Raw genomic sequence first — 18,976 nt, 5'->3', positions numbered from 1 at the left:
ACAGCGACCCGCTCGTCTCGTCCGTCCCGCGCATCATCACCCCCACCGTTGTCGTGCAAAGGGTGAATCATGTTCCTAACTCCGGGTCGAGGGCTGACTTCTTCAGCAGCCTGCTAGAGGTCGAAGGTGGCAAACACCGGGGCGTGGTCGCTGGGCTGGTCCCAGCCGCGGGCGGCGCGCAGGATGCGGCTGGAATGGGCCGCCCCGGCGATGTCGGGCGTGGCCCAGACGTGATCCAGCCGGCGGCCCTTGTCGGCCGCGTCCCAGTCGGCGGCGCGATAGGACCACCAGCTGTAAAGCCGGCCTTGCGGAATGTCGGCGCGCGTCACATCGACCCAGCCGGTCGCCTGCACCTGGGCCAGATGTTCGACCTCGACCGGCGTGTGCGACACGATCTTGAGCAGGGCCTTGTGATCCCACACATCGTCCTCGCGCGGGGCGATGTTCAGGTCGCCCACCAGGATCGCGCGGTCGGGGCGCTGCCAGTGGAAATGGTCGCGCATCTGGGTGAGGTAATCGAGCTTCTGGCCGAATTTCTCGTTCGCCTCGCGGTCGGGGATGTCGCCGCCGGCGGGGACATAGAAGTTGTGGATGGTCACGCCGTTTTCCAGCTGCGCCGCGATGTGGCGGGCATGGCCGAGCCCGGCGAAATCTTCGGCGCCCACCTCCATGATCGGGCGTTTCGACAGGATGGCGACGCCGTTGTAGCCCTTTTGCCCGCGGGCGACCATGTAGCGGTATCCCAGCGCTTCGAAGCCTTCGCGGGGGAACTTGTCGAGCGGGGTCTTGATTTCCTGCAGGCAGAGGATGTCGGGCGCCTCCTCGGCCAGCAGGCGGGCCACCAGGGGTTCGCGCAGGCGGACCGAATTGATGTTCCAGGTGGCAAGGGTAAAGGGCATGCGGCAGGCTCCGGCGGTTGCAGGCGCCGAGGATACCGTTCGCCTGCAGGGGAAACCAGCCGAAAGCGTGCGCCCGTGCCGTGCCGCCTTTGCGCCCCTGGCGGCAGGCGCGGCAAAAGAAAAGCCCCGGCGCAGCGTGCGTCGGGGCCAGGTCCAACAGGGAGGTAATCCGTAGTTATGGGTATAGGTCACAAGACGCCTTGATCCAAATCAATATGCGTCTTTCATGTTTCGATTCCCGTCGGCGTTGCAAAAAAGACCCGGGCACAAAGGCCCGGGCCAGGTCCAACAGGGAGGATGCCGCGTCATGACCCCGACGCGGCCAGGGGAAGGTATGGAAACGAAGCTGCCTGACACCTGTTAATATCCAGTGAATCCGGCAACAATATGACAGGCGCCGTCACACCGCGAGCTTGTAGCCGCCGCTTTCGGTCACCAGCAGGCGGGCGTTCGAGGGATCGGGCTCGATCTTCTGGCGCAGGCGGTAGATGTGGGTTTCCAGCGTGTGGGTGGTGACGCCGGCGTTGTAGCCCCAGACCTCGTGGAGCAGCACGTCGCGGGCCACCACCTGTTGACCGGCGCGATAGAGGTATTTCAGGATGTTGGTTTCCTTTTCGGTCAGGCGCACCTTCTTGTCCCTGGCATCGACCAGCATCTTCTGCGCCGGCTTGAAGGTATAGGGGCCCATCTGGAACACCGCATCCTCGGACTGTTCGTGCTGGCGCAACTGGGCGCGGATGCGCGCCAGCAGCACGGCGAACTTGAACGGCTTGGTGATGTAGTCGTTGGCGCCGGCATCGAGGCCCAGAATGGTGTCGGCATCCGAATCGTGCCCGGTCAGCATCAGGATCGGCGCCTTGACCCCGGCCTTGCGCATGCGCTTGCACAGCTCGCGCCCGTCGGTGTCGGGCAGGCCCACGTCGAGGATGATGAGGTCGTGGTGCTGCGCCTTGGCGCGCTCCATGCCTTCGGCGCCGGTGGCGGCTTCGAACACGTCGAAATCCTCGGTCATCACCAGCTGTTCCGACAGCGCCTCGCGCAGGTCGTCATCATCGTCCACCAGCAGGATCTTGCGCAGGTTGGCCATGTGTCGCCTCCTTGGTTGCCATGCCGGGAACGTGAGGTCGGGCGGCCCGGGGTTCAAGTTTTGCAACAGCCGGTCACGCGCACGTGTCGGAAAGCGGCGGTTTGTTACAGGATGTGTCGCACGCGCGGCCCTTGCCCCGGGGGCGCGGGCGCCGTATCGCTGCGGCAGAGGAGTTGCCATGACCCTGACCCCCACCTTGCCCGAACGGCTGAACCGCGCCCGCGCCGACCTGCGCATGGGGCTGCCGGTGGTGCTGGCGGGGGCGGGCGGCGCGCTGGTGGTGGCGGCGGTCGAAAGCCTGAGCGCCGAACGGCTGGCCGACCTGCGCGCGCTGGGGGTGCCGGTGCTGGCGATCACCGCGCGGCGGGCGGAAACGCTGAAAGCGCGCGCCTATGACGGCGATCTGGCGCGGCTGGTGGTGCCGGCGGCCGCGGGGCTGGACTGGCTGCGTGCCGTGGCCGACCCCAAGGACGATCTGGCCGCGCCGATGAAGGGGCCTTTCGCCAGCCTGCGCGACGGCGATGCCGGGCTGCACCGGGCGGCGCTGGCGCTGGCGAAATCGGCGCAGCTGCTGCCGGCGGTGCTGAGCGTGGCGGTGCCCGACGGGCTGGCCTTTGCCGGGCGGCAGGGGCTGACCTTCGTGGCGCTGGCCGAGGCGGGGCCGGAGCTGTTCCGCACCGGGCCCTTGCACCCGGTGGTGGCGGCGCGGGTGCCGATGGTCGCCTCCGAAGCGGGGCGCGTGCATGTGTTTCGCCCCGAGGATGGCGGGGTCGAGCATTACGCCATCGAGATCGGGTCGCCCGACCGCAGCACGCCGGTGCTGGCGCGGCTGCATTCGGCCTGTTTCACCGGCGATGTGCTGGGGTCGCTGAAATGCGACTGCGGCCCGCAGCTGCGCGCGGCGCTGGCGCAGATGGGGGCCGAAGGCGCGGGGGTGCTGCTGTATCTCAACCAGGAAGGCCGCGGCATCGGGCTGGCCAACAAGATGCGCGCCTATGCCTTGCAGGATCAGGGCTTCGACACGGTGGAGGCCAACCACCGGCTGGGCTTCGAGGATGACGAGCGCGATTTCCGCATCGGGGCCGCGATCCTGCGGCGCATGGGCTTTGGCGCGGTGCGACTGATGACGAACAACCCCGCCAAGGTGGCGATGATGCAGGCGCAAGGGCTGGACGTGGTGGAGCGCGTGCCGCTGCGCGTGGGCGAGACCGAACAGAATCGTGCCTATCTGGCGACCAAGGCGGCGAAATCGGGGCATCTGCTGTGAGTTTTGCAACATCGCAGGATATCGTCGTCATGCCGACCGGGGCGCGCTTCCTCGGCCGGCGGTTTCCTTGCACGCTGGGGCGCGGCGGGGTGGTGGCGCCGGGGCGCAAGCGCGAAGGCGACGGGGCGACACCGGCGGGGGTGCACCGGATCGTGGGCTTGCTCTACCGCCCCGACCGTATTGCGCGCCCGGCCGACTGGGCCTTGCCCATCGGGCCGGGCGACCTGTGGTCGGACGATGCGGGGCACGAGGATTACAACCTGATGGTCCGCGCGCCTTATCCCCACAGCCACGAGCGCCTGCGCCGCGCCGACCCGATGTATGACATCGTGCTGGTGCTGGGCTGGAACTGGCCGCAGGCGGTGCGGGGGCGCGGCTCGGCGATCTTTGTGCACCAGTGGCGGCGGCCGGGGGCGCCGACGGCGGGCTGCGTTGCGTTTTCGCGCGCCGATCTGCACTGGATCGTGCCGCGCATCGGCTTCGAGACGCGGGTGATCGTGCCCTTGCACGGCCGGGTGCCGGAAGCCTGACGGCCCGGGCTCAGATCCCGGCCGGACGCGGCGCCACCGGCAGGCTGGAGCTGAGCCCGCCATCCACCACCAGCACCTGACCCGAAATGTAGCTGGCCGCATCCGAGGCCAGAAAGGCCACCGCCTCGGCGATTTCCGCAGGCTCGCCGGCGCGGCGCGCAGGGTTGAGCTGGCCGATGCGCGCTTCGCGCCCGCGCGAGCGGGCGGCATCGAACAGCGCCTGGGTCATGCCGGTTTCCACCAGCCCGGGCGCCACCGCGTTGATGCGGATGCCGGTGCCGGCCAGCAGTTGCGCCGTGGTCTGCACCAGGTTGATGAGCCCGGCCTTGGAGGCCGAATAGGCCACCCCGCCCGCGCCCGAGCGCAGCCCCGCCACCGAGGAGGTCACCACGATGGCCCCGCCCGGCGCCATGCGCGGCACGGCCGCGCGGATCGCCAGCCAGGGACCGATCAGGTTGACGCGCAGGATTTCGGCAAAATCCTCGGCGCCTTCGTCGAAGCTGGGGGTGAAGGGGCCAAGGATCCCGGCATTGGCATGCAGGATGTCCAGCCGCCCGAAATCGCGCACGGCCTGGTCCACCATCGCGGCGACGCCCTTTTCGGTGGCGCAGTCGGTCTGCACCGCGTCGGCCTGTCCGCCGCGGGCGGCGAGCAGGCCGACGGTGTCGATGACCTCGGGGGCGCGGTCCACGCACAGCACCCGGGCGCCGCGGTCGGCCATCAGCAGCGCCGCGGCGCGGCCAAGGCGACCCGCCGCGCCGGTGACGATGGCGACCTTGCCCGACAACGTGGTCGTCACGGCGCAAGCCCCGGGTTGCGGCCGAGCCGGGTGACCTGCCGGGTCCAGCCCGGGTGGTTGCGGCCTTCGCGGCGCTTGAGCTCCATCCGGGCCAGCTGGTCGCGGTGCACCTCGTCGGGGCCGTCCACCAGCCGCAGCACCCGGGCGGTGGCAAAGGCCAGCGCCGTGCCGAAGTCGTTGCCGGTGCCGCCGCCGCCGAACATCTGGATCGCCCAGTCGGCGACCTGGCAGGCCATCGCCGGCACGGCCACCTTGATCATCGCGATTTCGGCGCGCGCCTCCTTGTTGCCGACGGTGTCCATCTTGTGCGCGGCGTGCAGGGTCAAGAGGCGGCTCTGGTCGATCAGGATGCGGGCGTTGGCGATGCGTTCGCGGGTGACGCCCTGATCGGACAGCCGCTTGCCGAAGGCCACGCGCGACAGCGCGCGGTCGCACATCGATTCCAGCATCCGCTCGGCCAGGCCGATGGCGCGCATGCAGTGGTGGATGCGCCCCGGCCCCAATCGGCCCTGGGCAATTTCGAACCCGCGCCCTTCGCCCAGGAGCAGGTTCGACGCCGGCACCCGCACGTTTTCGAACAAGACCTCGGACGCGCGGTCGGGCACGCCGTAATAGCCGAACACCGGCAGCGACCGGGTGACGGTGATGCCCGGCGTGTCCATCGGCACCAGGATCATCGACTGCTGGCGGTGCCGGTCGGGGTTGGCCGGGTCGGTCTTGCCCATGAAGATGCAGATCTTCGTCGCCGGGTTGCTGGCGCCGGTGGTATACCACTTGTGCGCGTTGATGACGTAGTGGTCGCCGTCGCGCCGGATTTCGGCCTGGATGTTGGTGGCATCGGAACTGGCGACATCGGGTTCGGTCATGGCAAAGCACGAGCGGATTTCGCCGGCCAGCAGAGGCTTGAGCCAGCGTTCCTTGTGTTCGGCGGTGCCGTAGCGTTCCAGCACCTCCATGTTGCCGGTGTCGGGGGCGTTGCAGTTGAACACCTCGGGCGCCAGCAGCGAGCGGCCCATGATTTCGCACAGGTGGCCGTATTCCACGTTGCTGAGCCCCGCGCCGTGGCTGCTTTCGGGCAGGAACAGGTTCCACAGCCCCGCCGCGCGGGCCAGCGGCTTTAGCTCCTCGATAACCGGATAGGTGGAGAATGGCCCCAGCTCCTCGGCCTGGGTCAGGTAGCGCGATTCGTTGGGGTAGATGTGCCGGTCCATGAAATCCCGCAGGCGGGTTTCCAGATCGAGCACGCGGGGGGTCTTGTCGGGGATCATGGCGGCCTCCTGTCCGGGCACAGGCTAGCGCGGCGCAACGCATCTGACAAGATCGTCCGACGATCCGGCTTGACGCCCGGTTGCCGCGCTTGGCATGGTGGGCGCGGGCAACAGGGGGGCAGCCATGCTGGACGAATGGTTGACGGCGCATGTCGAAGGCTATCGCGGCCCGGGGCGGCTGACGCGGCTGTCGGGCGGGCAGTCGAACCCGACCTGGCGGGTCGATGCGCCCTCGGGCGCCTATGTGCTGCGGCAAAAGCCGGTCGGGGCGGTGCTGCCTTCGGCCCATGCGGTGGACCGGGAATACCGGGTGATGCGCGCGCTGGCCGGCAGCGACGTGCCGGTGCCGCGGGTGCATGCGCTGTGCGAGGATCCGGCGGTGCTGGGCTCGATGTTCTTCGTGATGGAATGCGTGCAGGGCCGGGTGCTGATGGACCCGCGCCTGCCGGGCCTGTCGGCGGCCGAGCGGGCGGGCATCTTCGACGGCATGAACGCGGCCATCGCGGCGATTTCGATGGTGGACCCGGTGGCGGTGGGTCTGGGCGACTATGGCCGCCACGGCGGCTATGTCGAACGGCAGGTGGCGCGCTGGACGAAGCAGTATCGCGCCAGCCAGACCCGCGACATCCCGGCGATGGACGCGCTGATCGACTGGTTGCCGCAGAACCTGCCGCAGGCGCCCGAAGAAGTGCGCATCGCCCACGGCGATTTCCGGCTGGACAACCTGATCCTGCATCCGACCGAACCGCGGGTGCTGGCGGTGGTGGATTGGGAGCTTTCGACGCTGGGCTGCCCCTATGCCGATTTCGCCTATAACGTCATGGCCTGGCGCATCGCGCCCGAGCTGTTCCGCGGCCTGGGCGGCGTGCCGCTGGCGGGCACCGGGATTCCGACCGAGGACGAATATGTGCAGGCCTGGTGTCGCCGAACTAGGCGGGCGCGGCCCGAAAGGTTCGATTTCTACATCATCCTCAGCCTGTTCCGCATCGCCGCGATCCTCCAGGGCATCGCGCGGCGCGCGCTGGACGGCACGGCGGCCGACCCGAACGCGGCCGAGCTGGGCGCGCGCGCGGCCCCCCTGGCCGAGATCGCCCGGGACATGGCGCGGCGGGCGTGACGGTGCCGGCGGTTCCCGGCCCCGAGGTGCTGGCGCGCGACATCGTGCAAGGGCTGGCGGCGGGCCGTTTCGCCCCCGGGCAGCGGCTGGCCGAGCCCGACCTGATGGCGCGCTACGGCGTGGGGCGCAGCACGGTGCGCGAGGCGCTGGGGCGGCTGGCGGCGGCGGGGCTGGTCGACCAGGTGCCTCATCGCGGGGCGGCAATCCGGCGGCTGACCCGGCGCGAGGCGGGCGACGTGCTGCGGGTGGCGGCGGTTCTGCTGGCGCTGGCGGCACGGCAGGCGGCCGAGGCGGTGGCGCTGGGCGCCGACCCGGCGCCGCTGCTGCAGGCGGTGGCGGGGCTCGACGACCCCGGGCGCGGGCGGGCGCGCTATTACCGGGCGCTGACGCAACTGGCGGGCAATGCCGAGCTGATGCGGCTGATGCCGGCGATGCAGGTGCCCTTGCTGCGGGCGCAACTGGCCGGGCATCTGCCCGATGGCGCCGCCGACCATGCCGCGATGGTCGCGGCGGTGGCCGAAGGCCGGGCCGAGGCGGCGGCGGCGCGCGCGGCGGCTTATCTCGCGCGGTTGCTGGCCGTGCTGGAGACGGTGCCCGAGGCGGCTTTTGCCCCCGCGCCGCCGGGCTGACCGGCAGATTCCGCTTTTCCGGCACAGTTTTGCCTCATAAACCGGGATCACTGGTTGGACCCGGTTCGGTTCGGAAGGCCCATGAAACGCATATCCTCGCATCCGGTCGGCATCGCGCAGGGGCAGCGGATGCTGTTTTCCGATTTTGCCGACGATGGCCCGATGTGGACAGGCTCGGGCCCGCGCGAAAGCCGCCATGCCATCCGCTTTCCCGAGGCGTTTGCCGCGCCGCCGGCGGTCATGGTGGGCATTTCGATGTGGGATACCGACGGGCGCACCAACCTGCGCGCCGACCTGAGCGCCGAGCGGATCACCGAAACCGGCTTCGACCTGGTGTTCCGCACCTGGAGCGACACGCGCATCGCCCGCATCCGCGCGGACTGGACGGCGATCGGCCCCTTGCCCGACGAGGATGCCTGGGATCTTTACTGACGCGCGGCCTCGGCCGGCAGGCCCAGATGCGCACGCAGGGCCGGCGCGAGGTCGGCGGCGTGGGTCAGCGGCAGCATGTGCCCGGCCCCCGGCACCGAAATCGCGCGCGCCCCGGGAATGCGCGCGGCCAGCGTGCCGTTGACCGCCGCCACGATGGCCGGCGAGGCGCCGCCTTGCGCCAGCAGCACCGGCAGGCGCAACGATTCCAGCCGCCCCGGCACGACAAGGCCGCGGATATCGTCGAACAGCACCGCGTTGGTGGCCGGGATCAGGTGGATGCGGTCGATGATGTAGCGTTGCAGCGTGACGGGCAGGTCGGCCAGCGCCGGCCCCTGGCCCCAGAGCCCGTGGAACCAGGCCGCCGCCCCGGCGCGGTCGCCTTGGGCGATCATGGCGGCAAAGGGTTCCTGCCCGGCCAGCCATTCCTCCCAGGCCGGGCCGCCGGCCACGCGGGCCACGGAGAACAGCACCGGCTCGAACAGGGCAAGGCTGCGCACGAGGTCGGGGCGTTCCAGCGCCAGCCGGATCGCCACCGTGCCGCCGAAGGAATGGCCCAGCACATCCACCGGCGCGCCGCCGCCGATGCGGGTGGCCAGCGTGGCGGCGATGGCGGTGGACAGGTCGTGCAGGTCGGCGCCGGCGGGCAGGTCGGCGCTGGCACCGTGGCCGGGGAAATCGGGGGCGGTCAGCGTGGCCGCATTGCCCAGATGCGCCGCCATCGCGCCCCAGGCGCCGCCATGCGCCAGCGAACAATGCAGCGCCAGAACCGGGCGCGCCCCCGTGCCCATCCGGCGCAGGTGCACCGGGTGGCCGGCGATCGTCTCTGTCTTCATGCCGCGCGGCCCGCAAGGTGACGGTCGAGGAAATCCAGCCGGTCCTGGCCCCAGAACCGCGCCCCGTCGTCGGTGATGTAGAAGGGCGAGCCGAAGGCGCCTGCCGCCACCGCGTCTTCGGTGTTGCGCTCGTAGGCTTCGGCGCCGGCGAACAGGCCCTTGTCGGCCAGCGCCGGGTCGAAGCCGTGGGCCGACAGCAGGTCGCGGATGGTCTCGTCCTCGGCAATATTGCGGTTTTCGGCCCAGACGGCGCGCATCACCCCGTGCACGAGGCCGCCCAGATCGCCGCCCCCCGCCTTTTGCGCCGCGATGATGGCATAGGACGACGGCGCCGGGTTGACCGGCCAGTGCGCCGGCGACAGGTTCAGCGGCATGCCGAGAAAGGCCGACCAGCGCGTCAGTTCCTGCAGGCGGTAATCCTTGCGCGCCTGCGGGCGTTCGGCCAGCATCTTGCCGCCGGTGCGGGCAAAGACCTGCGCGATGTCCACCGGGCGATAGGCGATGGTGGCGCCGTGGCGGCGGGCAATCTCCTCCAGCCGCAGGCCGGCCAGATAGGCCCAGGGCGACAGGGTGGTGAAGTAATAGTCGATATGCGGCATGTGCAGCCCCCGGGCGCCGGTTCAGGTTTGGCAAGACCCTAGACGGGTGGTAAGCGGTGTCAACGCCTCGAATCCCCCCGCGCCGGAGAGCCAGATGCCCGTGATGACCGAACCCAAGCTGATCGCCGGCAATGCCAACAAGTCGCTGGCCACCGCCATCGCGCGGCGCATGTCGATGCACCGCGGCATGTCGGTGGGGCTGCTGAACGCGCGGGTGGAACGGTTCAACGACCAGGAAATCTTTGTCGAGGTCTACGACAACGTGCGCGGCGAGGACATGTATGTGATCCAGCCCACGTCGAACCCGGCGAACGACAACCTGATGGAGTTGCTCATCATCACCGATGCGCTGCGCCGGTCCAGCGCCGACCGCATCACCGCGGTGATCCCCTATTTCGGCTATGCCCGCCAGGACCGCCGCGCCAAGGCGCGCACGCCGATTTCGGCCAAGCTGGTGGCCAACCTCTTGACCGAGGCGGGGGTGGACCGGGTGCTGACGCTGGACCTGCATGCCGCGCAGATCCAGGGCTTTTTCGACATTCCGGTGGACAACCTCTATGCCGCCCCGATCTTTGCGATGGATGTGGAGCATCATTTCCGCGGCCGGCTGGACAATGTGACCATCGTGTCGCCCGACGTGGGCGGCGTGGCCCGTGCGCGCGAACTGGCCAAGCGCATCGGCTGCGCGCTGGCCATCGTGGACAAGCGGCGCGAAAAGGCCGGCGAGGTCGCCGAGATGACCGTGATCGGCGATGTGAAGGGCCAGACCTGCATCATCGTCGATGACATCTGCGATACCGCCGGCACGCTGGTGAAGGCCGCCGACCTGCTGATCGAGAATGGCGCCGCCGAGGTGCATGCCTATATCACCCATGGCGTGCTGTCGGGCCCGGCGGTGGAGCGGGTGACGAAATCGGTGATGAAGTCGCTGGTCATCACCGACAGCATCGAACCGACCGAGGCGGTGCGCGGCGCGCACAACATCCGCATCGTGCCGACGGCGCCGATCTTTGCCCAGGCGATCCTGAACATCTGGAACGGCACCAGCGTGTCCTCGCTGTTCGAGGTGGAGACGCTGCAACCGATCTACGAAGGGCTGTATCCGCGGCCGTGACGATGCACACCCCGTTGCGTCCCGGCCTGGGCCCGGGTCTGGCCTTGCTGGCCGGGCTGGCCGCGGCGGCGGGGCAGGTGCCCTGGTCGCTGTGGCCGCTGGCGCTGGCGGGTTACGCGCTGGGGCTGTGGCTGGTGGCCACGGCGCCGGGGGTGCGGGCGGCCGCCGGGCGGGCCTGGCTGTTCGGCTGTGGCCATTTCCTGCTGGCGCTGCACTGGATCACCGAGCCGTTCCAGGTGGATGCCGCGCGCGACGGCTGGATGGCGCCCTTCGCGCTGGTGCTGATGGCGGCGGGGCTGGCGCTGTTCTGGGCGCTGGCCGGTGCCGTGTCGGCCCGGGCGCCGCGGCGGGTGCTGGGCTTTGCGCTGGCGCTGGCGGCGGCGGAATGGGCGCGCGGCCGGGTGCTGAGCGGCTTTCCCTGGGCGCAGCCGGGGCACATCTGGCTGGGCCATGCGCCCGAACAGCTGGCGGCCTGGGGCGGGGCGGAGGCGCTGATGCTGCTGACGCTGGCCGCGGCGGCGTTGCCGGTGGCGGCGCGCTGGCGCGGGGCAGGGCTGGCGGCGGTGCTGCTGGCGGCGGCCTTCGGCCTGGGCGCCTGGCAGGCGCGCCAGCCGGTGCCGCCGGCGCCGGGCCCGGTGATCCGCCTGGTGCAGCCAGATGCCGACCAGATGCTGAAGTGGCAGCCCGAATGGGCCGGCGCGTTCTTTGCCCGCCATCTCGATCTGACCGCCGCCCCGGCCGCGCGCCGCCCCGACCTGATCGTCTGGCCGGAAACCGCGGTGCCGTTTCTGCTGAACGAACCCTGGGACGGGCTGGAGCGCATGGTGGCCGCGGCCGATGGCGTGCCCATCGTCTTCGGCGTGCAGCGCACCGAGGGCCTGCGCGGCTACAACAGCCTGGCGGTGCTGGACCGCGGCGCCGATGGCGCGCCCGCGCTGCGCGCGGTCTACGACAAGCACCACCTGGTGCCGTTCGGCGAATACATCCCCGGGGGCGATCTGCTGGTCGACTGGCTGTCGATTCCGTCCTTTGCGCCGAAGGAAGGCTATGGCTATTCCGCCGGTCCGGGGCCGGCGCTGCTCGACCTCGGGCCGCTGGGGCGGGTCTTGCCGCTGATCTGCTACGAGGCGGTCTTCGCCTGGTTCCCGCGGGCGGTGGCACGGCCCGACTGGATGCTGCAGATCACCAACGACGCCTGGTTCGGCGATGTGTCGGGCCCCTATCAGCACCTGGCGCTGAACCGGCTGCGCACGATCGAAACCGGCCTGCCGCTGGTGCGGGTGGCCAACACCGGCGTTTCGGCCGTGGTCGATGCGCGCGGGCGGGTGGTGGCCGAGCTGGGGCTGAACCGGATGGGCACGCTCGACGTTGCCTTGCCGGGCGCCTTGCCGCCCACGCCTTATGCGCGCTGGGGCGATTGGCCGGCGGCTGTGGTCTGGCTGCTTGGCCTGGGGCTGCTGTTGCGCCGGCGCGCCTTGCGGCATTGACCGCGGCCAAGCCGCAGGATAAGCGCTGCCATTGACCGCGACAACGGCTTCCTGGCGTTGCGGATGACCCCAATGGAGCATCTTTCATGTCCCGCAAGAATTACGTGTTCACTTCCGAATCCGTTTCGGAAGGCCACCCCGACAAGGTCTGCGACCGTATTTCCGACGCGGTGCTGGATGCCTTCCTGACCGAAGAACCCGACGCCCGCGTGGCCTGCGAAACCTTTGCCACCACCAACCGCGTCGTTGTGGGCGGCGAGGTGGGGCTTTCCAGCCCGGAAAAGACCCAGGCGATGATGGCGCGGGTCGATGGCATCGTGCGCGACTGCGTGCGCGACATCGGCTACGAGCAGAAGAAGTTCCACTGGCAGAAGGTCAAGGTCGGCAACTACATCCACGAACAGTCGGCGCATATCGCCCAGGGGGTCGACCGCGACGGCGCCGGCGACCAGGGCATCATGTTCGGCTATGCCGTGGACGAGACGCCCGAGCTGATGCCGGCGCCGATCCAGTATGCCCATGCCATCCTGCGGCGGCTGGCCGAGGCGCGCAAGTCCGGCGCCGAACCCGCGCTGGGCCCCGATGCCAAGTCGCAGCTGTCGGTGCGCTATGCCGACGGCAAGCCGGTCGAGGTCACCTCGATCGTGCTGTCCACCCAGCACACCAGCAAGCGCCAGACCTCGAAGGTGATCCGCGGCATCGTGGAACCCTATATCCGCGAAGTCCTGCCCGAAGGCTGGATCACGAAAAAGACCGAATGGTGGGTCAACCCGACCGGCACCTTCGTGATCGGCGGGCCGGATGGCGACGCCGGCCTGACCGGGCGCAAGATCATCGTCGATACCTACGGCGGCGCGGCCCCGCATGGCGGCGGCGCGTTTTCCGGCAAGGATCCGACCAAGGTCGACCGTTCGGCCGCCTATGCCGCGCGCTACCTGGCCAAGAATGTGGTCGCGGCGGGCCTGGCGCGGCGCTGCACGCTGCAGATCTCCTACGCCATCGGCGTGGCCAGGCCGCTGTCGATCTATGTCGATACGCATGGCACCGGCGTGGTGCCGGACGACGCGATCGAACGGGCGGTCAACACCTGCATGGACCTGACGCCGCGCGGGATCCGCACGCATCTGGGGCTGAACCGGCCGATCTATCAGCGCACCGCGGCCTATGGCCATTTCGGCCGCGCCCCCGAGGCCGACGGCGGCTTCAGCTGGGAAAGGACCGATCTGGTCGAGGCGCTGAAACAGGCCGTCTGACGCTTTCACCTTGTCGAAATATCCTCCGGGGTTTCCGAAGGGGGCAGACAGCCCCCTTCGGCGGGGGGTGCGGGGGGCTGGCCCCCCGCCGTTCGCTGGAAATGGCATGACCGATACACCACCCGAACGCCGCAACTTCTATGGCCGCGTCCACGGCAAGACCCTGCGGCCGGCGCAAAAGGCCTATCTGGCCGAAGACCTGGGCCGGCTGAGCCTGCGCGGGGTGACGCAGGCGGAAAACCCGGGACGCGCGCGCCTCGATCTCGGGGTGCTGCCGGGGCAGGGGCCGGTCTGGCTGGAGATCGGCTTCGGCGGCGGCGAGCATCTGGTGCATATGGCCGCGCGCCATCCCGATGTGCGCCTGATCGGCTGCGAGCCGTTCGTGAACGGCATCGCCATGCTGCTGGGCAAGATCCGGGCCGCCGGGGTGGCGAACCTGGCGCTGCATCCGGGCGATGTGCGCGACCTGTTCGACGTGCTGCCCGATGCCTGCCTGTCGAAGGTATTCCTGAACTATCCCGACCCCTGGCCCAAGGCGCGCCACCATCGGCGCCGCTTCGTGACGCCCGGCTACCTCATCCCGCTGGCGCGGGTCATGGCGCCGGGGGCCGAGTTCCGCGTGGCGACCGACATCCCCGATTACGTGCGCCAGACGCTGGAGGAAGTGCCGAAGGCCGGTTTCGAGCTGGTCCGTCAGGCCGGCCCGGACGAGGCCTGGGAAGACTGGATCAGCACCCGCTACGAGCAGAAGGCCCTGCGCGAAGGGCGCACCCCGCACTATCTGACCTTTCGCCGCGCCGGCGGATAGCGGGCAGGGGGGCTGTCTGCCCCCCTCTGCGCCGCGGGTGCGGCGCATTCACCCCCCGAGGATATTTCGGTCAAGGTGAAGACCCCGCCGCAAGGCCCGGAGCGATCAGGGGCTTGCCGGCTGATTGCGCGCGCGTTCGGCCTCGATCTGGCGCCATTTGGCGACGTTGGCGTTGTGTTCGGCCAGCGTTTCGGCAAAGGCGTGGCCGCCGGTGCCGTCGGCGACGAAGAAGAGGAAGGGCGTGTCGGGCGGGTTCAGCGTGGCTTCGATGCTGGCGCGGCCGGGGTTGGCGATGGGGGTGGGGGGCAGGCCGTCGATGACGTAGGTGTTCCACGGTGTTGCCGCGCGCAGTTCCGACTGGCGCAGGCCGCGGCCCAGCACGCCCTGGCCGCGGGTGACGCCGTAGATCACCGTGGGGTCGGTCTGCAGCTTCATCCCGGCGCGCAGGCGGTTGACGAAGACCGAGGCCACGGTGCCCCTTTCGTCGGGCACGCCGGTTTCCTTTTCCACGATCGAGGCCATGACCAGCGCCTCCTCCGGCGTCCGGTAGGGCAGGTCGGGGGCGCGGGCGGCCCAGAGATCGGCGAGGATCCGGGTCTGGCGGGCCTGCATTTCGGCCAGCAGGGCGGCGCGGTCGGCGCCGCGGGCGACCTCGTAGCTGTCGGGGGCCAGGGTGCCTTCGGGCGGAGGCGCGCCCGGATCGCCGGCGAGGAAATCGGCGCGCTTGAGCGCCTCGACCGCCTGCCAGACGGTGGTGCCTTCGGCGAGGGTCACGCGCAGGCGGATGGCGGGGTCGGCCAGCGCCTCGGTATAGGCGGCGGGGGCGGCTTCGGTGGCGGGGTCGAACTTGGCCACTTCCTCGTAGCGCTGGGTGGCGGGGTCGAGCTCGCGCAGCACGATGTCGGCGGCGGCGACGCCGATGCGGTAGTTGATTTCGGCGCCGCAGCTCGACTGCCCGCCGCGGGTCAGCTGATCGACGATGTCGGCCATGCTGGTGCCGGGCTGGATGAGGTAGGAGCCGAACTTCAGCCCTTGCGTCTTGTCGGCATAGTCGGCGCCGATGCGCAGGATGCGGGCGTCGGAGACGGCGCCTTGCGCCTCGAGCGCGCGGGACACGGCGGCGAAGCTGGCGCCGCGCTCGACCCGGAAGCAGATCGCCTGGTCGAGCGGCCCCGGCCCTTCGTATTGCTGCTTGCCCCAGGCCAGCAAACCGGCCAGCGCCACCAGCAGCATGATGAACAGCGTGAGCGCGTTCGAGGCGATGGAGCGCCACATCAGCCGGTGACCTTGCCGAGGATCAGCGAGGCATTGGTGCCGCCGAAGCCGAAGCTGTTGGACAGCGCCACGTCGATGCGCCGGCGCACCGGGGCGTTGGCGGCGAGGTCGAGCCGGGGGGTTGCCGCGGGAGTGTCGAGGTTGATGGTGGGCGGGGCCACCTGATCGCGGATGGCGAGCACGCAGAAGATCGCCTCGACCGCGCCGGCGGCGCCGAGCAGGTGCCCGATCGAGGATTTGGTGGAGGACATGGTGGCCTTGTCGGCCGCATCGCCCAAGAGCCGTTCCACCGCCCCGAGTTCGATGGTGTCGGCCATCGTGCTGGTGCCGTGGGCGTTGATGTAGTCGATCCGGTCCGGGGTGAGGCCCGCGCGCTTCAGCGCCGCCTGCATGCTGCGGTAACCGCCGTCGCCATCCTCGGACGGGGCGGTGATGTGGTAGGCATCGCCCGACAGGCCATAGCCCAGCACCTCGGCATAGATCTTCGCGCCGCGGGCCCTGGCGTGTTCGTATTCTTCCAGCACCACGACGCCGGCGCCTTCGCCCATGACGAAGCCGTCGCGCTCGGCGTCATAGGGGCGGCTGGCGCGGGTGGGGTCGTCGGCGCGCTTGGTGGACAGGGCCTTGCAGGCGTTGAAGCCGGCGATGCCGATTTCGGAAATCGGGCTTTCGGCGCCGCCGGCGACCATCACGTCGGCATCGCCCCACTGGATCAGGCGCGCCGCATCGCCGATGGCGTGGGCGCCGGTCGAACAGGCGGTGACCACCGCGTGGTTCGGGCCCTTGAAGCCGAAGCGGATGCTGACCTGGCCCGAGATCAGGTTGATGAGCGCGCCGGGGATGAAGAAGGGCGAAACCCGCTTGGGCCCCTTTTCCTTGATGAGCACGGCCGTTTCGGCAATCGAGGTCAGCCCGCCGATGCCCGAGCCGATCATCACCCCGGTGCGTTCCTGCTGTTCGGCGGTTTCGGCGACCCAGCCGGAATCGCGCACCGCCTGCACCGCCGCCGCCATGCCGTACAGGATGAAGTCGTCGACCTTGCGGCGGTCCTTGGCATCCATCCAGTCGTCGGGGTTGAAGGTGCCGTCGCTGCCGTCGCCCAGCGGGATTTCGCAGGCGTATTTCGTGGCGACATTCGCCGGGTCGAAGCGGGTGATGGGGCCGGCGCCCGACTGGCCGGCCAGCAGGCGCGACCAGGTCTGTTCGACACCGCAGGCCAGCGGCGTGACCAAGCCCATTCCCGTGACGACGACCCTGCGCATGTTCCTGCCCCCTTTTTCCTGCCGGTTTCTGCCGCAGGGTGATACACGGGGTGTGCCGGGCGCGCAACATCGCCCCGACGCATGGCGGCAAGGCTCAGCCGGGCAGATCGAGGCGGACCCGGCCCTCGCGCCACCCGCCGCGGACCAGAAAGCCGGGTTGCGCCACCTCGGGGTAACGGTCGGCCCAGTCGCGGTAGCGGTCGTTGGTGACGACCGGGGCGCGCAGCTCGCGCGCGGCGTCGAGGATCACGGCATCGGCCGGGGTGCCGCGCGGCACCACCAGCACGCGGTCGGCCGGCAGGCGCAGGCGGCGGGCAAGGTCGGCGTCGTCGAGGTAGCGGTCGGCGATGCGGTAGCCGACATTGGCGTCGAAGATCACGCCGGGGGCAAAGCCCCGGTCGGACAGGCTGCGCACCACGGCCTGCACGGTTGCCAGCGCCGGGGTGCCGCCGTTCCAGAACAGCACGTTCGACCCGTCGACGACGATCCGTCGCGCGGCGGTTTCGGGCCGGCGCCGCCGGGCCGCCAGCGCCAGCAGCAGCGCCGCTGCCAGCGCCGACAGCAGCGCCACGGGCAGCACGGTGCCGCGCAGGCCCGGCAGCATCCAGGACGCGCCGGCGGCCAGCAGGCTGGCGACCAGCAGGACAAGGGGTATGCGCATGGTCACCTCCCGCGGTTCGTTGCCCGCCGCAGCCTGGCAGCGCCCCGTGGCAGGATTGCGGCCGCAATCAGGCGCGTTTGACCACCCGCAGCAGCGCCAGCAGGATCACCGCGCCCAGCGTGGCATGCACGATCGCCGAGAGCCAGCCGCCGCCCAGCCCCATGCCCAGCCGCGGCAGCACGAACGAGGCGATCAGCGCCCCGAGGATGCCGACCACGATGTTGCCCACCAGCCCGAAGCCGTAGCCCGAGACGATCTTGCCGGCCAGCCAGCCGGCAACCGCCCCCACCACCAGCAGCGCGACGATGCTTTCGATGCCCATCTTCCGGGTCTCCTTGCTGTGTTCAGAACTCGGCCACGATATCATACATCACAGGCTCGAACCCCTTGCAAAGCGCGGCGATGTGGCGGTTGCGCTCGCGCATTTCGGGGGTGCGCAGCATGGCCTGATAATCCTCGCGCCGCTGCCAGTGCGAGGCATTGCAGATCCGCGTCATCGCATCGTTCATGTGCAGCCGCGCCGAGATGAACCCCGGCTGGTGGCGGATGACCTGATCGTAGGCGTCCTGCAGGCGTTCCAGCAGGTCTTGTGCGGTGGCGGGGGTCATTTCGAAGGTGGTGATGACGGTCTGGCCGGCGGGGCGGGTCATGGTGTGGTCCTCCTGCCTTGCATCATGGCACGAAAGCGCGCGCCGGTCACCTTGTGCGCTCAGGCGCGGTGATAGGGCGAGCCCGCGAGGATGGTGGCGGCGCGATACAGCTGTTCGGCCAGCATGACCCGCACCAGCAGGTGCGGCCAGACCATGCGCCCGAAGCTGACCGATGCCTCGGCCCGGGCGCGCAAGGCAGGGTCGATCCCGTCGGCCCCGCCGATGACGAAGGCCAGGTCCTGCCGCCCGCCATCGCGCCAGCGCGCCAGTTGCGCGGCGAATTCGGGGCTGGACATCGCGCTGCCGCGTTCGTCCAGCGTGCAGACCAGCGCACCGGCGGGAATGGCCCGGGCCAGAAGCTCGGCCTCGGCGGCCATGCCGCCGCCCTTGCGATCCTCGACCTCGTGCAAGGTCAGCGGGCCAAGGCCCAAGGCGCGCCCCGTGCGGTCGAACCGGGTGGCGTAATCGGCATGCAGGTCGCGTTCGGGGCCGGCGCGCAGCCGCCCCACCGCCACCACATGCACCCGCATCAGACCTGGGGCGACCGATGGGCCGCGCCGGGCTGCCACATCTTTTCGAGCTGGTAGAACTCGCGCACTTCGGGGCGGAAGACGTGGACGATCACGTCGCCGGCGTCCAGCAGCACCCAGTCGGCGGTTTCCTTGCCTTCCATCTTGGCGTTGATGCCGAAGGCGGTCTTCAGCCGCTCGGACAGCTTTTCGGCGATGGCCGCAACCTGGCGGGTGGACCGGCCCGAGCAGATGACCATGTAATCGGCCACGTCGGAGCGGCCGCGCAGGTCGATCTGCACGATGTCCTCGGCCTTGTCGTCGTCGACCGAGGCCAGAACCGCGGCCAGCACGTCTTGGGGCGCATAGTCGGTGCGAAGGGGGCGAGCCGCCCGGGGGCCGACCGGCAGCCCGGTCGCAGGATCGGAATGAGACAGGGGTTCACCCTCCCGAAAACATGCCGCATGGCCCCGGCACCGGGCTGCCCGCAGCCTAGC

General features: G+C 70.1%; 22 protein-coding genes and 1 riboswitch. Of the genes, 9 read left to right on the top strand and 13 right to left on the bottom strand.

Annotation, left to right across the window (positions count from 1 at the left end):
* Window positions 1-113: 113 nt before the first annotated feature.
* Together ACK4S2_RS08265 and ACK4S2_RS08260 are read right to left on the bottom strand one after the other, a co-directional pair.
* On the bottom strand, window positions 114-899 hold the full coding sequence (locus ACK4S2_RS08265) for an exodeoxyribonuclease III (protein WP_409622783.1): 786 nt from the start codon (window positions 897-899) through the stop codon (window positions 114-116).
* A gap of 400 nt (window positions 900-1,299) precedes the next feature.
* Complete coding sequence (locus ACK4S2_RS08260; RefSeq protein WP_409622780.1) at window positions 1,300-1,986, bottom strand: response regulator transcription factor; 687 nt, start codon at window positions 1,984-1,986, stop codon at window positions 1,300-1,302.
* Window positions 1,987-2,164: 178 nt separating this feature from the next.
* On the opposite strand from ACK4S2_RS08260, the gene ribA reads away from it, so the two are divergent.
* Both ribA and ACK4S2_RS08250 read left to right on the top strand, forming a co-directional pair.
* Window positions 2,165-3,253 (top strand): GTP cyclohydrolase II, encoded by a 1,089-nt coding sequence (gene ribA, locus ACK4S2_RS08255; RefSeq protein ID WP_409622777.1) that lies wholly within the window; start codon window positions 2,165-2,167, stop codon window positions 3,251-3,253.
* Between the two features lie 29 nt (window positions 3,254-3,282).
* Complete coding sequence (locus tag ACK4S2_RS08250) at window positions 3,283-3,783, top strand: L,D-transpeptidase (protein WP_409622774.1); 501 nt, start codon at window positions 3,283-3,285, stop codon at window positions 3,781-3,783.
* Between the two features lie 10 nt (window positions 3,784-3,793).
* On the opposite strand, the gene ACK4S2_RS08245 is transcribed toward ACK4S2_RS08250, so the two are convergent.
* Both ACK4S2_RS08245 and ACK4S2_RS08240 read right to left on the bottom strand, forming a co-directional pair.
* Entirely contained in the window at window positions 3,794-4,582 is a 789-nt protein-coding gene (locus ACK4S2_RS08245) for an SDR family NAD(P)-dependent oxidoreductase (protein ID WP_409622771.1), read from the bottom strand.
* The gene (locus tag ACK4S2_RS08240) at window positions 4,579-5,850 is read right to left on the bottom strand and encodes an acyl-CoA dehydrogenase family protein (RefSeq protein ID WP_409622769.1); all 1,272 of its coding nucleotides are present in this window, start codon (window positions 5,848-5,850) and stop codon (window positions 4,579-4,581) included. The genes ACK4S2_RS08245 and ACK4S2_RS08240 overlap by 4 nt, the downstream gene beginning before the upstream one ends.
* 124 nt (window positions 5,851-5,974) lie before the next feature.
* On the opposite strand from ACK4S2_RS08240, the gene ACK4S2_RS08235 reads away from it, so the two are divergent.
* The 3 genes from ACK4S2_RS08235 (at window position 5,975) to ACK4S2_RS08225 (ending at window position 8,028) form a co-directional block, all read left to right on the top strand.
* The gene (locus ACK4S2_RS08235) at window positions 5,975-6,967 is read left to right on the top strand and encodes a phosphotransferase family protein (protein WP_409622767.1); all 993 of its coding nucleotides are present in this window, start codon (window positions 5,975-5,977) and stop codon (window positions 6,965-6,967) included.
* A complete protein-coding gene (locus tag ACK4S2_RS08230) occupies window positions 6,964-7,596 on the top strand; it encodes a GntR family transcriptional regulator (RefSeq protein WP_409622765.1) in 633 nt (210 codons plus the stop codon). The genes ACK4S2_RS08235 and ACK4S2_RS08230 overlap by 4 nt, the downstream gene beginning before the upstream one ends.
* Window positions 7,597-7,677: 81 nt before the next feature.
* Window positions 7,678-8,028, top strand: coding sequence for an H-type lectin domain-containing protein (locus ACK4S2_RS08225; RefSeq protein ID WP_409622763.1), 351 nt, complete (start codon window positions 7,678-7,680; stop codon window positions 8,026-8,028).
* Here the strand turns inward: ACK4S2_RS08225 and ACK4S2_RS08220 are convergent.
* Window positions 8,022-8,861: an alpha/beta fold hydrolase gene (locus tag ACK4S2_RS08220; protein ID WP_409622761.1), complete on the bottom strand. Its 840-nt coding sequence runs from the start codon at window positions 8,859-8,861 to the stop codon at window positions 8,022-8,024. The genes ACK4S2_RS08225 and ACK4S2_RS08220 overlap by 7 nt on opposite strands.
* Entirely contained in the window at window positions 8,858-9,460 is a 603-nt protein-coding gene (locus ACK4S2_RS08215) for a 2-hydroxychromene-2-carboxylate isomerase (RefSeq protein ID WP_409622759.1), read from the bottom strand. The genes ACK4S2_RS08220 and ACK4S2_RS08215 overlap by 4 nt, the downstream gene beginning before the upstream one ends.
* 94 nt (window positions 9,461-9,554) lie before the next feature.
* Here ACK4S2_RS08215 and ACK4S2_RS08210 point away from each other — a divergent pair, with 94 nt between their 5' ends.
* The 4 genes from ACK4S2_RS08210 to ACK4S2_RS08195 all read left to right on the top strand — a co-directional run bounded on the left by ACK4S2_RS08210 (window position 9,555) and on the right by ACK4S2_RS08195 (window position 14,122).
* A complete protein-coding gene (locus ACK4S2_RS08210; protein WP_409622757.1) occupies window positions 9,555-10,574 on the top strand; it encodes a ribose-phosphate pyrophosphokinase in 1,020 nt (339 codons plus the stop codon).
* Window positions 10,575-10,576: 2 nt separating this feature from the next.
* Window positions 10,577-12,061, top strand: a complete 1,485-nt coding sequence (gene lnt / locus ACK4S2_RS08205) for an apolipoprotein N-acyltransferase (protein WP_409622790.1) — start codon at window positions 10,577-10,579, stop codon at window positions 12,059-12,061.
* A 32-nt stretch (window positions 12,062-12,093) separates the two neighbouring features.
* Window positions 12,094-12,141: riboswitch (SAM-SAH riboswitch) on the top strand.
* Between the two features lie 6 nt (window positions 12,142-12,147).
* A complete protein-coding gene (gene metK / locus ACK4S2_RS08200; RefSeq protein ID WP_409622755.1) occupies window positions 12,148-13,314 on the top strand; it encodes a methionine adenosyltransferase in 1,167 nt (388 codons plus the stop codon).
* A 106-nt stretch (window positions 13,315-13,420) separates the two neighbouring features.
* A complete protein-coding gene (locus ACK4S2_RS08195; RefSeq protein WP_409622752.1) occupies window positions 13,421-14,122 on the top strand; it encodes a tRNA (guanine(46)-N(7))-methyltransferase TrmB in 702 nt (233 codons plus the stop codon).
* A 105-nt stretch (window positions 14,123-14,227) separates the two neighbouring features.
* Here ACK4S2_RS08195 and mltG read toward each other — a convergent pair whose 3' ends face one another.
* The 7 genes from mltG to rsfS all read right to left on the bottom strand — a co-directional run bounded on the left by mltG (window position 14,228) and on the right by rsfS (window position 18,829).
* Window positions 14,228-15,397: an endolytic transglycosylase MltG gene (gene mltG / locus ACK4S2_RS08190; RefSeq protein ID WP_409622749.1), complete on the bottom strand. Its 1,170-nt coding sequence runs from the start codon at window positions 15,395-15,397 to the stop codon at window positions 14,228-14,230.
* Window positions 15,397-16,659 (bottom strand): beta-ketoacyl-ACP synthase II, encoded by a 1,263-nt coding sequence (gene fabF / locus ACK4S2_RS08185; protein WP_409622746.1) that lies wholly within the window; start codon window positions 16,657-16,659, stop codon window positions 15,397-15,399. Before fabF ends, mltG begins: the two co-directional genes overlap by 1 nt.
* A gap of 94 nt (window positions 16,660-16,753) precedes the next feature.
* Entirely contained in the window at window positions 16,754-17,320 is a 567-nt protein-coding gene (locus ACK4S2_RS08180; protein ID WP_409622743.1) for an NYN domain-containing protein, read from the bottom strand.
* Window positions 17,321-17,387: 67 nt separating this feature from the next.
* Entirely contained in the window at window positions 17,388-17,642 is a 255-nt protein-coding gene (locus ACK4S2_RS08175; protein ID WP_409622740.1) for a GlsB/YeaQ/YmgE family stress response membrane protein, read from the bottom strand.
* 22 nt (window positions 17,643-17,664) lie between these two features.
* Window positions 17,665-17,970, bottom strand: a complete 306-nt coding sequence (locus tag ACK4S2_RS08170; RefSeq protein WP_409622738.1) for an antibiotic biosynthesis monooxygenase family protein — start codon at window positions 17,968-17,970, stop codon at window positions 17,665-17,667.
* Between the two features lie 59 nt (window positions 17,971-18,029).
* Window positions 18,030-18,500: a 23S rRNA (pseudouridine(1915)-N(3))-methyltransferase RlmH gene (gene rlmH / locus ACK4S2_RS08165; protein ID WP_409622735.1), complete on the bottom strand. Its 471-nt coding sequence runs from the start codon at window positions 18,498-18,500 to the stop codon at window positions 18,030-18,032.
* Entirely contained in the window at window positions 18,500-18,829 is a 330-nt protein-coding gene (rsfS, locus tag ACK4S2_RS08160) for a ribosome silencing factor (RefSeq protein ID WP_409622786.1), read from the bottom strand. The genes rlmH and rsfS overlap by 1 nt, the downstream gene beginning before the upstream one ends.
* Window positions 18,830-18,976: the final 147 nt, after the last annotated feature.

This window comes from Gemmobacter sp. (assembly GCF_046292685.1).
Taxonomy (GTDB): domain Bacteria; phylum Pseudomonadota; class Alphaproteobacteria; order Rhodobacterales; family Rhodobacteraceae; genus Wagnerdoeblera.
Note: the sequence above shows the minus strand (reverse complement) of the source record. Positions and strands in the feature narration are given on the sequence as shown.

Bases quoted from the DNA above. Each gene is read 5' to 3' on its own strand.
- ACK4S2_RS08210 (WP_409622757.1), top strand. From the start codon at position 9,555: ATGCCCGTGATGACCGAACCCAAGCTGATCGCCGGCAATGCCAACAAG.
- ACK4S2_RS08180 (WP_409622743.1), bottom strand. From the start codon at position 17,320: ATGCGCATACCCCTTGTCCTGCTGGTCGCCAGCCTGCTGGCCGCCGGC.
- lnt (WP_409622790.1), top strand. From the start codon at position 10,577: ATGCACACCCCGTTGCGTCCCGGCCTGGGCCCGGGTCTGGCCTTGCTG.
- ACK4S2_RS08225 (WP_409622763.1), top strand. From the start codon at position 7,678: ATGAAACGCATATCCTCGCATCCGGTCGGCATCGCGCAGGGGCAGCGG.
- ACK4S2_RS08235 (WP_409622767.1), top strand. From the start codon at position 5,975: ATGCTGGACGAATGGTTGACGGCGCATGTCGAAGGCTATCGCGGCCCG.
- ACK4S2_RS08170 (WP_409622738.1), bottom strand. From the start codon at position 17,970: ATGACCCGCCCCGCCGGCCAGACCGTCATCACCACCTTCGAAATGACC.
- ACK4S2_RS08175 (WP_409622740.1), bottom strand. From the start codon at position 17,642: ATGGGCATCGAAAGCATCGTCGCGCTGCTGGTGGTGGGGGCGGTTGCC.
- ACK4S2_RS08250 (WP_409622774.1), top strand. From the start codon at position 3,283: ATGCCGACCGGGGCGCGCTTCCTCGGCCGGCGGTTTCCTTGCACGCTG.
- rlmH (WP_409622735.1), bottom strand. From the start codon at position 18,500: ATGCGGGTGCATGTGGTGGCGGTGGGGCGGCTGCGCGCCGGCCCCGAA.
- ACK4S2_RS08265 (WP_409622783.1), bottom strand. From the start codon at position 899: ATGCCCTTTACCCTTGCCACCTGGAACATCAATTCGGTCCGCCTGCGC.
- ACK4S2_RS08215 (WP_409622759.1), bottom strand. From the start codon at position 9,460: ATGCCGCATATCGACTATTACTTCACCACCCTGTCGCCCTGGGCCTAT.
- ACK4S2_RS08220 (WP_409622761.1), bottom strand. From the start codon at position 8,861: ATGAAGACAGAGACGATCGCCGGCCACCCGGTGCACCTGCGCCGGATG.
- mltG (WP_409622749.1), bottom strand. From the start codon at position 15,397: ATGTGGCGCTCCATCGCCTCGAACGCGCTCACGCTGTTCATCATGCTG.
- ACK4S2_RS08195 (WP_409622752.1), top strand. From the start codon at position 13,421: ATGACCGATACACCACCCGAACGCCGCAACTTCTATGGCCGCGTCCAC.
- ACK4S2_RS08240 (WP_409622769.1), bottom strand. From the start codon at position 5,850: ATGATCCCCGACAAGACCCCCCGCGTGCTCGATCTGGAAACCCGCCTG.
- metK (WP_409622755.1), top strand. From the start codon at position 12,148: ATGTCCCGCAAGAATTACGTGTTCACTTCCGAATCCGTTTCGGAAGGC.
- ribA (WP_409622777.1), top strand. From the start codon at position 2,165: ATGACCCTGACCCCCACCTTGCCCGAACGGCTGAACCGCGCCCGCGCC.
- ACK4S2_RS08260 (WP_409622780.1), bottom strand. From the start codon at position 1,986: ATGGCCAACCTGCGCAAGATCCTGCTGGTGGACGATGATGACGACCTG.
- fabF (WP_409622746.1), bottom strand. From the start codon at position 16,659: ATGCGCAGGGTCGTCGTCACGGGAATGGGCTTGGTCACGCCGCTGGCC.